Origin of the sequence: Frankia sp. CgMI4 (genome assembly GCF_001756285.1) — a bacterium.
Taxonomy (GTDB): domain Bacteria; phylum Actinomycetota; class Actinomycetes; order Frankiales; family Frankiaceae; genus Frankia; species Frankia casuarinae.
The window spans coordinates 41,806-55,490 of sequence record NZ_MAQZ01000079.1; the positions used below are offsets into that span (position 1 = coordinate 41,806).

The window sequence follows — 13,685 nt, forward strand, 5'->3', positions numbered from 1 at the left end:
CCCTCGTCGACCCGACCCGCGGCACCGTCGAACAGCGAGGACCGACCGCCGACGGTCCCGCCGGGCTGGGCCGCCCCGGGGCGACRGCATCCCGGGTGAGATCCATAGCCTACGTCCGCCCCGACCGGGGTCCGTCGCGACCCGGGGGTAACCGGATCAGGCCGCGCGGACCACACGGCGCTCCGGACGACAGCAGGGGATGTGCAAAGCTGCGACGGTGGATCCGGCGAACCTCACCCACGCCTCCCGACGACGGCTCCTCACCGGGCTGACCAGCCTTGCCCTTACCGGATTCGCCGGATTTGCCGGATTCGAGGCCGCCGGCTGCAGCACCACGGTCACGACGAATCGGACCGGTCCCGCGGTGGGTCCGGACGGCGACGACCGCCGGGCGGCGAGGGCCGCCGCCGTCCGGGCGGCCGCGCTGGCCGCGGCGTACCGGACGGCGGCCGAGCGCCACCCGTCCCTGCGTCCCCTGTTCGACACGCTGCGGGCCCATCACGAGGTCCAGCTCCGGACCTTGGCCGAACAGTTCCCGGGCTCCGCACCGGCCACCCCGACCCAGGCAGCCACCCCGACCCAGGCGATCGGGCGTGACGGCGCCGGGACGGCGGGAACGGCGCAGCTCGTCAACGAGTCACCCACGGCCCGCGCCGCMACCCTCGCCTCCCTGACCGGGATGGAGGGTGCGGCGACGAACGCCGCCCGCACCGACTGCCTGCGCGCGGGCGGTCCGCTCGCGTCCCTGCTGGCGAGCATGTGCGCCGCCGGGACCGCGCATGCGGAGCTGCTGGCCCTCGCTGCGAGCCGGGTGTCCGGATGACCGCCGACACACCATCGGGCGATCCGGCGTCGGCGACCCCCACGGAATCGACCGCCGCAACCGAGCACCCGGATCCCGCGGGCGTCGCGGCACTGGTCACGATGCTCACGGCCACGCATGCCGCGGTCTACGCCACCGCGGCGGCGGGAGGTGCCGTCGCGCCGCTCGGCCCGGCCGCGGCTCAGGCGCGCGAGCTCGCGCGACTGAGCTGTCTGGCGCACCAGGCGCTGCGCGACGACCTCATCGCCGCGATCCGGGCCCGCGGCGGGGATGCGCCACCGGCACTGCCCGCCTATCGGCTCCCCGTCGCGCCGGAGGGCATCGGGGCGGCACTGGCCCTCCTGGCCAGGATCGAGGACGCCTGCGCCATGGCGGCCCACGACGCTGTCGCTGTGCTCGTCGGGGACGTCCGTGCGCTGGCTCTGGACGCGCTGACCGGCACCGCCGTACGCGCGCAGCGGGCCCGCATCGCGGCCGGCATGCCGCTGGCAGCCGCGAGCCGCGCGCTACCGGGGACATGACCTGGCGTCCAGGGAGGCCGGGCCGCTCCCGTCAGCGGGTGACCCACGCGTCGGGATCGCAGCCGAGGGTGGTCACGATGTCCGGAAGCTGACCACTCGCCACGTCGGCGAGGGTCACGGCCTCCAGCACCCGCCGCAGGTTCACTCGAACCGCGATCCACACATCCTGCAGGTGCTTGGCCGCGCCGTCGTAATTCGTGTCCTCAGGACGCCGGCCCCGCACGCTGGCGAGCRGACCGTCGGTCGCCCGGATCACCGTGGCGATGGTGATCCGCTCGGGGGGAAGGCTCAGCTGGTATCCCCCGTCCGCGCCCCGGCGGCTCTGGACCAGCCCCGCCCGGCGTAGATCGGTGAGGATGTTCTCGAGGAAGCGCAGCGGCAGATCCTGCGCCGCGGCAAGCGCCTCGCCCTTGACGAGCCGACCGTTGCTCGCGGCCAACGTCAGGAGTGCGCGCAATGCGTAGTCGGMGCGAGCGGAGATCTGCATGCATCCATTTTGCCGCCGGTCCTCGCCGAATGGGTGGGCCGGGTCGGCACCGGGCGAGGCACGGCCCCGCGCCGACGGGCGCTGTTCCCGCCGCCGGCTCGGCCAACGAACCTGCCGGCCAACGAACCTGCCGGCCGGGGAATCGGGACTTCCTCAGCCAGCCCTCTCGGGACGGGGGGCGTCCGTGCCGCCTCCGGCGGAGGAGGTGGCCGTGGTGGCGGCCGCGGCGGACCCGTCGGCGCTGCCGCTCCGGCGACGCCGAGCTGCCCGGACCGCCGTCGTACCCTCCGCAACCAGCCCACGGCGCTGCCGCATCCGCTGGTCCGCCGCGTTGAACCCGGCGTCGATGAGCACCCCGATCACGAAAATCGTGATCATCGAGGCCAGTACCCCGACCRTGTCGAGTAGTTCGCGGGCATTCTGCAGGTCAGCTCCGACGGACGGATGCCCCGGAACGATGACCAGCAATTCGCCGGCCWTCAGGCTGCGCCAAGCGAACGCCCAGYCCTGCTTCAGGCCCGCGAGCACCGAGGGCAGGGCCGCCGGTACCACGACGTACCGGTAGAGGGACAGGCTACGCGCGCCCATGCTGCGGCCGACCTGGACCAGCAGAGGCGGCACGTAGTCCACGCCGTAGATGACGCCGTTGRCCACCGAGGGCGCCGCCCCGAGCACCACCACGAACATGATTGCGGACTCGCTGAGCTTGAACAGCAGGACGGCGAGCGGGAACCAGACGATCGAGGGCATCGTCTGCACCGCGGTGATGAACGATCCCACCGCGGTACGCAGGACTCCGAAGCGGGACACCGCGATCCCGACCACGGTGCCGATGAGCACGGCGAGAGCGTATCCCTCCAGGGCCCGGACCAGGGTGCGGGCGAGGGCGTCCCAGAAGTGTCCGCTGCCCAGCTGGTCGACGAACTCGCCCAGTGCCTCGCCCGGGCCGGGCAACACATAGCTGGGCTTCCAGCCACTCCAGACGACGATCTGCCAGAGCAGCAGGAACAGGAGCAGAGCGCCGAGCTTCGGCCAGCTGGCCGCCCAGACGCGGACCGCGAACGGCCGCCGTTGCGCGGTCGGGATGTCCAGCGCGTCGAGGCCGGCGAGGGCCGTGTCGACGTCGAAGGACTTACCCGCCTCGCCGAGCAGGACACTCTTATCGCTGGAGACGCTGACGTCAGTGGCCATGGCGGCCGACCTCCTCGCGTAGCCGCGCGGTCACCTTGGTGGCGAGCTCCGAGACGTGGGTGGAGTCGATCCGGCGGGGGCGGTCGAGGTCGACGTCGAAGATCTCCGCGACCCGGCCAGGCCGGGAGGACAGCAGCACGATGCGGTCACCGAGCCGGACCGCCTCACGCACATCGTGGGTGACGAAGATGACGGTGACCCCCGTCTCCCGCCAGATCCGTTCAAGTTCGTCGTGGRGCAGATCGCGGGTCATCGCGTCGAGCGCACCGAACGGCTCATCCATGCACAGGATGTCGGCCTCCTGCGCGAAGGCCCGGGCCAGGCTCACCCGCTGGCGCATGCCGCCGGACAGCTCATGGGGGCGCTTCGCGGACATACCGGCGAGCCGGACCATCGCGAGCAGACTCTCGACCCGGTCCCGCCGCTCGGCCTTGCCGATCCCCCGCAGCCGCAGCGGCACCTCGACGTTGCCGCCCGCGGTCAGCCAGGGCAGCAACGCCGAGTCCTGGAACATCATCCCAACCCGCCGGCCGGTGGTGTMGACGACGCCCACAGACGRCTGGTCGAGACCGGCGACCAAGCCGAGCAGGGTCGATTTCCCACAGCCGGACGCGCCGAGGAGACAGACGAACTCGCCCGCCCGGACGTCCAGGGAGACGTCGTCGAGCGCCTTGACGCTGGCGGGCCCGGATCCGAAGACCCGACTGACGCGGTGGATGCGCAGCGCGGTGTCGGCGGGTACAGCGGTGTCGGCGAGTACAGCGGTGTCGGCGAGTACAGCGGTCATGGTTCATTCCCCCGTCGCGGTGTATGCGGCCGGTGTGCATGGACGGATGGACGGACGGACCAGGCCGGGGCATCGATGATCGACACCCCGGCCTGGTCGTCGCCCTGTGGTCTCGGACCGAGGTTCAGCCGGCCCGGCTACCGCCGGGTGCCGCGGGTCAGGAGTCGGCGACCGTCGGTTTGCCCTGCTTGGCGAGGATCTCGTTGAGGACCGTCAGATCGAACAGACCGTCGAGCTTCGGGTTCTTGATGAGGCCGAGCTCCTCCTGGTGCTTTGCCGAGGTGAACAGGGACGCCGCGATCGGGTCCGGAGTGAAGGTCAGCCCCTTCCAGGCCAAGGTGAGGATCTTGTCGGACAGCGGCTTGCCGCTCAGCTTGCCCAGCGCCGTGTTGGTGACCTTCGCGCCGGCGTCACGGTCGGCGTTGAGCGCGTTGATCGATTCCACATTCGCCGTGATGAGYCGGCGGACGATCTCCGGGTTCTTCTTCAGATAGTCCGTGCTCACCAGAAGCACCGTCGTGACGAACTGGCCCTTGGTCTCCGGCCACTCGTCGGCCTCGTCGACGAGCACCTTGCCCCCCGCTGCGACGAGCCGGGAGGCCGTCGGCTCGGGCACCCAGGCCCCGTCGATGGCCCTGTTGGCGAAGGCGTCCACCGTCACGGTGTTGTCCTGGGGCTTGATGGAGACATCACCCCCACCCTGGGTGTCGGTCTTCAGCCCGTTCTTCTTGAGGAAGTRCCGCAGCGCCACGTCCTGGGTGTTGCCCAGGCTCGGGGTGGCGAGCGTGGTGCCCTTGAGCTGCGCGACGGAGGTGATCTCAGGCTTGACCACCAGCGACGCACCACCCGAGGTAGCGCCGGAGACGATCCGCACCGCCTCCCCGTGCGACTTGATGAAGCTGTTGACCGCCGGGTTGGGACCGATATAACCGGCATCGATGGCGCCGGACAGAATCGCCTCCGCCTCCTGCACGCCGGAGTTGAAGGTCGATGTCTTGAGCGTGACTCCAGAGCCGAGGTCCTTGGCGAAGATCCCCTTCTCGGCGCCGTAGAGAGCTGGCGCGTGGGTGAGGTTCGGGAAGTACCCGAGCCGTAGGGTGCCGGTGATCTGGYCGTTCGAGGCGACCGTCTGGGARTCCCCGTCGTCACTCGAGCAGCCCACCACCGCCAGTACAAGCGCCCCCGCGGCGATGAGTGGCGTCGCTGCACGCCACAGTCTGCTCGGCCTCATAGATACCCCCTCACGCGGGCTGACACCCGCGCCATGCAAGTCGATCGAAGTCATCGGGATGGTAAGCATGCCAGATGGTGCCCATCCTGGCCAGGTGGCTTCATCACGATGACATCGATCTGCAATATCTTTGACCAGACAGGAGCACATATCCGACAAAACAGACATTTTTTTCGCTGGAGCGCAGAGGCCCCGGACACCATAGGAGCGGGTCCGGGACGCTCTCAGACCGGGATCGACCTCAGACCGGGATCGACCTCAGAACAGGATCGACCTCAGAACAGGATCGACGCGAAGGTCCCGACCCGCTGAAAGCCCACCCGGTCGTAGACTCGGCGGGCGGCATGGTTGAAGTCGTTGACGTACAGGCTGACCCGCGGGGCGAAGGCGGCCCGCGCCAGCGCGACCACGCTCGCGGTTCCCGCGGCGCCGAGGCCGCGCCCACGCAGCGCCGGGTCGACCCAGACGCCCTGGATCTGGCAGACGTCGCCCGCGACGGCGCCGATCTCGGCCTTGAACAGCACCCGGCCGTCGGCGATGTGGGCGAAGGAACGCCGCTGACCGACAAACTCGGCGACGCGGGCGCGGTAAAGGGCGCCGCCGTCGGCGAGCACCGGGGACACCCCGATCTCCTCGGTAAACATGGCGATGCAGGCCGGCAGGATGACGTCCAGCTCGTCCGGGCGCACCGGACGCACCGCCGGATCGGGGGCGACCCGCGGCGGGCGGTCGATCACCAGCAGGGGCTGGTCGGCCCGTACCTCTCGGGCCCGCCCCCAGGTCGGCTCCAGATGCTTCCACATCGCCGTCACCGAGGAGGAGACGCCGACGATGGACGAGCAGCGCCGTCCCTGCCGGCGGGCCCGCTCGGCGAACAGTCTCGCCGAGGTGGGGCCCGCCGCCACGGGCCAGAGGTTGGCGCCGGAATAACACAGGGCGACCAGGCGGCCGTCCACGGTGTGCCCCCACATCTCGGCGCCGAGACGCCACGGGTCGAGCCCCGCCGCCTCGACCCGAGATGCGACGAACACATCGGCGACCGGGTTGCGGGCCAAGAGCTCGCGGACGGCCGGAAGATCCCTGTCGTCAAGCAGACGGGTCGGCGCGGACCGCAGAGGTAGGCCCATCCGGTCGAACCGGTTAACCCACGGAAACCGAGGGTTCGCCGGACGGGGTGCCGTCCGCCGCCATCTCCTCGGCCAGCCGCATGGCTTCCTCAATGAGGGTTTCCACGATCTGCGCCTCCGGAACGGTCTTCACGACCTCACCTCGGACGAAGATCTGACCCTTGCCGTTCCCGGATGCGACGCCGAGATCGGCCTCCCTGGCCTCGCCCGGCCCGTTCRCGACGCAGCCCATGACGGCGACGCGCAACGGGACCTCCATGCCCTCGAGACCGGCGCTGACCTGATTGGCAAGGGTGTAGACATCGACCTGAGCCCGACCGCAGGAAGGGCAGGATACGATTTCGAGCTTACGCTGMCGAAGTCCCAGGGACTCCAGGATCGCGGTGCCGACCTTCACCTCCTCGACCGGCGGTGCCGACAGCGACACCCTGATCGTGTCACCGATTCCCTCGGCGAGYAGGGCCCCGAAGGCGACCGCGGACTTGACCGTGCCCTGGAAGGACGGTCCGGCCTCGGTGACACCGAGGTGCAGCGGGTAGTCGCAGGCCTGGGCGAGCAGCCGGTACGCCTGGATCATGACGACCGGGTCGTGGTGCTTCACCGAGATCTTGATGTCACGGAAGTCGTGCTCCTCGAACAGCGAGCATTCCCACAAGGCCGACTCCGTCAGCGCCTCCGGCGTGGCCTTGCCGTACTTCGCCAACAGCCGCTTGTCGAGTGAACCCGCGTTGACCCCGATCCGGATCGGAACGCCGGCGGCCTTCGCCGCGCGAGCAATCTCCCCGACCTTGTCGTCAAAAGCCTTGATGTTGCCGGGGTTGACCCGGACCGCGGCGCAGCCCGCGTCGATCGCGGCGAAGACGTACTTGGGCTGGAAGTGGATATCGGCAATCACCGGGATCGGGGACTTGCGGGCGATCGCGGCGAGGGCGTCGGCGTCGTCCTGGCTTGGCACCGCGACCCGGACGATCTGGCATCCCGACGCTGTCAGCTGTGCGATCTGCTGCAGCGTGGCGTTGACGTCCGACGTCAACGTGGTGCACATCGACTGAACGGAGACCGGAGCGTCACCCCCGACCAGGACGTTGCCCACGTGGATCTGCCGGCTGTGCCGCCGCGTGCCGAGCGGACGGGCCGGAGCGGTTGGCATGCCCAGAGTTACGGTCACGTTGTCCTCACTGGCGAATCGGAGACGAAGATCGACGTGCGACTGACTCGGCCTGTCGGCTGCAGGAGGYAGGGCAGAATGGYACACCGTCGCGCATGTTCATACGAAATTACTGATTCAGGCGAATGGGATTGACGATGTCGGCGGACAGGACAAGCAGACTGAACCCGAGCAATACGACGACCGTGGCGTACGTGGCTGGTAACAGTTTGGCGAAATCCACCTTCTGCACCGGACCGCGATAACCCCGGAGCCTGCGTAGACCGTGCCGGGCCTGCTCGAAGCCCAGCACGGCAATATGACCGCCGTCCAACGGGAGTAGGGGCAACAGGTTAAAAATTCCGACCGCGAGATTGATCGCGGCGACCAGAATGAGAAGGTTCCGCACCCGGTCCACGGCCGAACTGCCCTCGGCCGAGACCACGTCACCGCCGATACGCGCCGCTCCCACCACGCTGATGAAACCCTGGGGGTCGCGGTTGTCGCTGAAGATATTACCGATATCACCGATCCGGYGGGTCAGCGTTTCGTACATGCCGGTGAACCCGGACCCGATGACATCGAAGGTGYGGGGCACCGCTTCGATCGGGTTGTAGTGCACTGTCTCGGTTCCCGGTTTGACGCCCAAGGCGCCGACCCGGTCGTCGCCCGCCTGCCCGGTCTCCCGATCGCGCCGGACCTCCACCAGGTTCGGCGTGAGAGTGAGGGTGCGGCCGTCCCGTTCGACGACCATCACCGCAGGCCCCGCTCCGTGCGCACGCACCTGCCGGGTGAACTGCGTCCAGGTCGTGACCGGAACTCCGCCGAAGCTGACGATCCGGTCACCCGGCCGCAGACCGGCCGCCGCGGCCGGCCCCGGTCCGGAACAAGTCGCGGTCGTGGCGATGCAACTCGTCGCGCCGACCCTCGACTCGCTGATCGTGGTCGTGCCCAGGACAACGAGCACTCCGTAGACCAGCACGATGGCGATGACGAAATGCACGAAGGAACCGGCCGACATGACCACGAGCCGGGCCCGCGCCCGCGCATTGTGGAAGGCGCGGGGTTCATCGGCCGGATCGATCTCCTCGAGCGGAGTCATCCCCTCGATCTTGACGAAACCGCCGGCCGGAATGGCCTTGACACCGTACTCGGTCTCCCCCCGCCGCCGGGACCAGATGGTCGGCCCGAAACCGACGAAGAACTTGGAGGCCTTCATGCCGTAGTGCCGGGCCGTCACGAAATGCCCGGCCTCGTGCGCGACGACCGACACCAGCAGGGCCAGTGCGAACGCCGCAATGCCGAGAAGCTCCATCAGACCGCCCCCTCGGCGCCGGGGGGGCGGCTCATACCGTGTCCCGTTCGGTCTCGCGCCGGATCAGCCGCCCGGCCGCCGCCCGCGCGGCTCGTTCGGTGGCGAACACCTCCTCCACCGTGGGATGATCGATCACTTCGTGCTCGGCGATGACCTCGGCCACCAGGTCGACGATACGGATGAAGGGCAGCCGCCCGGCGAGGAAGGCCGCCACCGCCTCCTCGTTCGCGGCGTTGAAGACCGCGGGGGCGGTGCCGCCGCGCCGCCCGGCTGTGCGCGCGAGCTCCACCGCCGGGAACGCCACCTCGTCCAGCGGTTCGAAGGTAAGCGCCTGCGCCCGCGACCAGTCCATCGGCGGCTGTGCCTGCGCCACCCGGTCCGGCCAGCCGAGCGCCAGCGCGATGGGCAGTCGCATGTCCGGTGGGGAGACCTGAGCGATCGTCGAGCCGTCGGTGAACTCGACCATCGAGTGCACCAACGACTGGGGGTGCACGACGACCTCGATGTCGTCGTAGGGAACCCCGAAGAACAGGTGCGCCTCGATCAGCTCAAGCCCCTTGTTCATCAGGGTCGCCGAGTTGATCGTCACCAGGGGTCCCATGTCCCAGGTGGGATGGGCCAACGCCTGCTCCGGGGTAACGGCGGCAAGCTCGTCGCGGCGGCGCCCGCGGAAGGGACCTCCGCTGGCGGTCAACACCAGTTTGCGTACCTCGTCCCGCCGCCCGCCACGCAGGCACTGCGCCAGTGCGGAGTGCTCGGAATCCACCGGCACCAGGCGGTCGGGGTCGCCACCGAGCGCGTCGAGCACCAACGGCCCCCCGRCGACCAACGATTCCTTGTTCGCCAACGCCACAGTCCGGCCGGCGGCCAGCGCCGCGAGCGTCGGGGCCAACCCGACCGAGCCGGTGATGCCGTTGAGGACGATGTCGCATGGCCACGCCGCGATCTCGCTCGCGGCGTCGGGACCGGCGAGAATCTTTGGCACGGGGAACTCACCCCGACGGTAGCCACGCCGCGACGCCTCGGCGAAGAAGGCCAGCTGGAGGTCCTGAGCGGCCGAGGCCGCCGCCACTCCCACGGCCTGGACGCCGAGGTCCAGTGCCTGAGCGGCGAGCAGGTCCACCCGGGACCCGCCGCCCATCAACGCCACCACCCGGAACCGCTGCGGGTTGCGGCGTACGACATCTATTGCCTGGGTTCCGATCGAACCGGTGGACCCGAGCAGGACAACCTCACGCAGGATCGAAGCCTCCACCACGTCACCTATTCTCTCAGGCCCACCGACCGCTCGACGCCGCCCTGTTCGGTTCATGACAGGTGCCACCCGAAGATGCGCAATGGGTCCAGTGACAACTACGTTTCGTCAGGTCTGGTGGGCAGGACTTTGCGGTCGCCGCCCACCCCGATCGGCCACCCCGATCGGGGTGGCACGTCGGCCCGGTCGGTCACGTCGACGACGGCTCCGACGTCTACTCATCCCCGGCCGGGTGAGGAAGAAGGTGTGGCGCCGGCTGCCGGCTGCCCGGACGGTTCGGCACGGGGGGCGGCATCCGGGGCGGCGGGCGACGCGGGCGTGGTGGCAGGTCCGGAGGATGCGGCGGGTCCGGAGGATTCAGCCGACGGTGCCGCGGGAGTCGGACTGGTGGCGACGCCCGGGCCGGCGGGACCGGCGGAGACGGCGGGAGCGGGCAGGCCACTTGTCGCGGGCGTAGGCGTGTAACCGAAATAGGTCAACGCCACAATGGTGGCACTCAGGCTGACGGAGGTCGGACCCAGCGCCGGGCGTGCCTGCGCCCCCGGCCAGGTGTGCCCCGCGCCCTGCATGGCTAACAGTCCGACATCGTGGCCGGCTGGGCAGCCGCTCCACACGGTGCGCTGCCAGGCGGCCGTGTCCCGGGAGGTCTGGCGGGCTCCGCCGCAGCCCAGAGCGGAGGCGTACCGGGCGAGCCGGTCTWCCACGGGCTGCGCGACGACCCCGGTGAAGGGGGCCGGTCGCGGAGCACCTCCGCCGGCATACGGTGCGATCTGGTCCGAGGTCCCATGGATCTCCAGGACGTTGGTGGCGGGCTTGGCGCAGGAGCCGGGCAGCACGCTCGACCCGACGGTCACCGCCGCCGCAAGACGGCCCGGCAGCGCGCAGGCCAGCGTGAGCACCATGTTCGCGCCGTCACCGTAGCCCACGGCGAAGACGCGTCCCGCGTCCAGGCACATCTGACCGACAAGGTCGTTGAGCAGCGCGCCGACGAAGAGTACGTCGTCGGGTCCCACCGCCTTCGATCTGGTGAAGTTCCACCGCATCTGCGTCCCGATCGGGGCGGCGACCACGAAGCCCGCCTTCGTCCCCTGATCGGCGAGCCGCGTGTACGCTTCCAGATCTTCCGGCGTCTGATTCAGATCATGGAAATTTAAGATCAGTGGTAGTGGCCTGGCCCGTGGACCCGCGGTCGGTACGGCGAGGACGTAGCCGCGCTCGGTTCCTCCCACCCGCAGCGTGCGGGTACCGATCCCGGACGGCAGGGTCTTCCCGGTGACGCAGCCGCTCTCGGGGGGTGGTGGGACCGTGGGCAACGGTATGGCCGACGCCACGGCGGCACCGGCGGCACGACCGCCGGATGCTCCGAGAGCGGCCTGGGTCGCCGAGGTCTTCGCCGGCCCCGGCTCCTGGGACATCGCGTACCACAGGAGCAGCAGCAACACTCCGGCGGCGGCCGTGATCGGCAGCCATACGGTGTTCGTCGCCCGGATACCCGGCCGGGAGGCCCCCCGGCGTCGACTCGTCGGACTACCGAAGGACACGGTCACCGTCAGGCGTCGTGCTCCCCACGGCACCGAACTCGACGAGACGGTCGGATCCGACCTGCTCCGGCCGGTCCCTCCGCTCCGGCTTCCCGGCCGGCTCGGCCGCGAGCTGTCCGCAGGCTGCCGCGATCTCCCGGCCCCGGGTGTCGCGCACCGTCGTCACGATGCCGCGGTCACGGAGCCGGCGGACGAACGCGCGCTGGCCGGCCGGGGCGCTGGCGCGCCACGAGGATCCACCGGTCGGATTCAACGGAATGAGGTTCACATGCGCGAGCCGGCCGACGAGCAGGTCCGCGAGGGCGTCGGCGCGTCCCACGTCATCGTTGACCCCGTCGATCAGCGCGTACTCGACGCTTACCCGTCTGCCGGTCATCTCGGCGTACTCCCAGGCGGCCGCGAGCACCTCGACCACCGGCCAACGGGTGTTGATGGGGACGAGTTCGTTCCGTAGAACGTCGTCCGGGGCGTGCAGGGACACCGCCAGAGTCACCGGCAGGCCCTCTCCGGCCAGACGACGAATCGCCGGAACGAGGCCGACGGTGCTGACCGTCAGGCCGCGAGCCGACAGGCCCAGGCCGTCGGGGGGGTGAGCGGTGAGGCGGCGTAGCGCGGCGATCACCGCGGCATAGTTCGCCAGCGGCTCGCCCATCCCCATGAAGACCACGTTCGACAACCTGGTCTCGCCGCCCGCGAGCTCACGGCGCCGGAGAACCCGGGCGGCGTGCACGACCTGTTCGACGATCTCCGCGGTCGACAGGTTGCGGGTCAGCCCCCCCTGACCGGTGGCACAGAACGGGCAGCCCATGCCGCAGCCCGCCTGGCTCGACACACAGACCGTCGCGCGATCCGGATATCTCATGATCACAGACTCGAGAGAAGCGCCGTCCACGGTCCGCCATGCCGTCTTGCGGGTCAGACCGTCGTCGCAGCTCAGCGTCCGCACCGGGACGAGCAGCCTCGGCAGCAGGGCGTCGAGGAGCGGCTGGCGGTCCCGCTCCGGCAGGTCGGTCATCGCCTCGGGCTCATCGGCGGCGATCAACCGCGCATAGTAGTGCCGGGCCACCTGATCGGCGCGGAAGGCCGGCTGCCCCAGCGACACCGCGACGTCACGCCGTTCCTGCTGGGTCAGGTCGGCGAGGTGACGCGGCGCTCGGCCCGCTCGCCGGGTGAGTGTCAGCCGCACGGGCCGGCCCGCCTCGGCGGTCGGGGGCTGGTCCGGACGTCCGGATTCGGCGGTCGTGGCAGTCATCGCGGATCCAGTCTGCCAGGTGACCGCGACCGAGACGAATGCACTGATCTGTCCGAAGGGGCCTACGAGAGGCGAGACCGGTCGACTGGACCCGGTTTCGATCAGTTCAGGAAGGAAGTGATCAGAAGCCAGGCGACCGGGGCGGTGCACAACAACGAGTCCAGACGGTCCATCAGGCCACCATGGCCGGGCAGCAGGCTGCTCATGTCCTTGATGCCGATGTCGCGCTTGAGCAGAGACTCACCCAGGTCGCCGATCGTCGCGGTACACGCGACCGCCAGCCCGAGCAGAACGCCCTGCCAGGCCTCGGCCTCCAGCGGCCAGGCCAGCACGATCCCGGCGACGATCACACAGGTCACCGCCGAACCGGCGAATCCCTCCCACGACTTCCCCGGGGAGACGGTGGGGGCCATCTTGTGCCGACCGCCGGAGAGGACACCGGCCGTGTAACCACCGACGTCGCTGGCCACCACCGTTCCCAGAAAGGCGACGACTCGCCAGCGACCATCGGAGGGTTCGGTGAGCAGCGCGGCGAAGCCGGCCGGAAAGCCGATGTAGCCGGCCACGAACGCGGCGCCGGCGACGTCGCGGAGCAGACCCGTGGACGGCCCGAAAGCACGGACCAGCGCCGCCACGCCGATGGTGCCGGCGAGAGTCAGCAGCAGGCCGGTGGTCCCGTCGGCGTACGCGACGACCGGCATGGCCGCCGCCCCGGCAACCAGGGGAAGCAGGGGAACCCGTACCTGCGTCAGTCGGATCGCGCGGACCACCTCGTGGGTGCCCAGGGCCATCGCGGCACTGATCACCCCGACAAAGATCACCCGCAGGGTGAACAGCGGAACGAGGATGACGGCACCGAGAAGGATGCCGACACCGATGGCGGCCGGCAGATTGCGGCCGGCACGTGAGGGCCGGGACGCCGTCCCGGCGGGCCGGCCGTGATTACCGGACCCAGGCGAGGATCCCGGCGGCGAGGATCCCGGCGGCGCGGATGACCCGGACGGCCCG

The 13,685-nt window shown here is 70.1% G+C and carries 13 protein-coding genes; 2 read left to right on the top strand and 11 right to left on the bottom strand.

Annotated elements, in window-relative coordinates:
• Positions 1 to 217: 217 nt before the first annotated feature.
• Both Manayef4_RS13770 and Manayef4_RS13775 read left to right on the top strand, forming a co-directional pair.
• Positions 218 to 823 (top strand): hypothetical protein, encoded by a 606-nt coding sequence (locus Manayef4_RS13770; protein WP_070131862.1) that lies wholly within the window; start codon positions 218 to 220, stop codon positions 821 to 823.
• Entirely contained in the window at positions 820 to 1,344 is a 525-nt protein-coding gene (locus Manayef4_RS13775) for a DUF4439 domain-containing protein (protein ID WP_175443389.1), read from the top strand. Before Manayef4_RS13770 ends, Manayef4_RS13775 begins: the two co-directional genes overlap by 4 nt.
• A 31-nt stretch (positions 1,345 to 1,375) precedes the next feature.
• Here Manayef4_RS13775 and Manayef4_RS13780 read toward each other — a convergent pair whose 3' ends face one another.
• From Manayef4_RS13780 to Manayef4_RS13830, 11 genes are all read right to left on the bottom strand, one after another.
• A complete protein-coding gene (locus Manayef4_RS13780) occupies positions 1,376 to 1,831 on the bottom strand; it encodes an Rrf2 family transcriptional regulator (RefSeq protein ID WP_070131863.1) in 456 nt (151 codons plus the stop codon).
• Positions 1,832 to 1,984: 153 nt separating this feature from the next.
• The gene (locus Manayef4_RS13785) at positions 1,985 to 3,022 is read right to left on the bottom strand and encodes an ABC transporter permease (protein ID WP_070131864.1); all 1,038 of its coding nucleotides are present in this window, start codon (positions 3,020 to 3,022) and stop codon (positions 1,985 to 1,987) included.
• Positions 3,012 to 3,809, bottom strand: coding sequence for an ABC transporter ATP-binding protein (locus Manayef4_RS13790; RefSeq protein ID WP_070131865.1), 798 nt, complete (start codon positions 3,807 to 3,809; stop codon positions 3,012 to 3,014). Before Manayef4_RS13790 ends, Manayef4_RS13785 begins: the two co-directional genes overlap by 11 nt.
• Before the next feature lie 157 nt (positions 3,810 to 3,966).
• Entirely contained in the window at positions 3,967 to 5,040 is a 1,074-nt protein-coding gene (locus Manayef4_RS13795) for an ABC transporter substrate-binding protein (protein WP_070131866.1), read from the bottom strand.
• A 275-nt stretch (positions 5,041 to 5,315) separates the two neighbouring features.
• Positions 5,316 to 6,167, bottom strand: a complete 852-nt coding sequence (locus Manayef4_RS13800; RefSeq protein WP_011437948.1) for a GNAT family N-acetyltransferase — start codon at positions 6,165 to 6,167, stop codon at positions 5,316 to 5,318.
• 13 nt (positions 6,168 to 6,180) lie between these two features.
• Positions 6,181 to 7,335, bottom strand: coding sequence for a flavodoxin-dependent (E)-4-hydroxy-3-methylbut-2-enyl-diphosphate synthase (gene ispG, locus Manayef4_RS13805; protein ID WP_070131867.1), 1,155 nt, complete (start codon positions 7,333 to 7,335; stop codon positions 6,181 to 6,183).
• Positions 7,336 to 7,444: 109 nt separating this feature from the next.
• Positions 7,445 to 8,629: a site-2 protease family protein gene (locus Manayef4_RS13810; RefSeq protein ID WP_070131868.1), complete on the bottom strand. Its 1,185-nt coding sequence runs from the start codon at positions 8,627 to 8,629 to the stop codon at positions 7,445 to 7,447.
• A gap of 31 nt (positions 8,630 to 8,660) precedes the next feature.
• Positions 8,661 to 9,941: a 1-deoxy-D-xylulose-5-phosphate reductoisomerase gene (gene dxr / locus Manayef4_RS13815; protein WP_217494118.1), complete on the bottom strand. Its 1,281-nt coding sequence runs from the start codon at positions 9,939 to 9,941 to the stop codon at positions 8,661 to 8,663.
• A 161-nt stretch (positions 9,942 to 10,102) separates the two neighbouring features.
• A complete protein-coding gene (locus tag Manayef4_RS13820) occupies positions 10,103 to 11,425 on the bottom strand; it encodes a PHB depolymerase family esterase (RefSeq protein WP_254665645.1) in 1,323 nt (440 codons plus the stop codon).
• Positions 11,412 to 12,677 carry a 23S rRNA (adenine(2503)-C(2))-methyltransferase RlmN gene (gene rlmN / locus Manayef4_RS13825; protein ID WP_070131433.1) on the bottom strand — a complete coding sequence of 422 codons (1,266 nt, stop codon included), beginning with the start codon at positions 12,675 to 12,677 and terminating at the stop codon, positions 11,412 to 11,414. Before rlmN ends, Manayef4_RS13820 begins: the two co-directional genes overlap by 14 nt.
• 101 nt (positions 12,678 to 12,778) lie before the next feature.
• On the bottom strand, positions 12,779 to 13,685 hold a 907-nt coding region (locus Manayef4_RS13830), incomplete at its 5' end, for a phosphatidate cytidylyltransferase (RefSeq protein WP_254665646.1).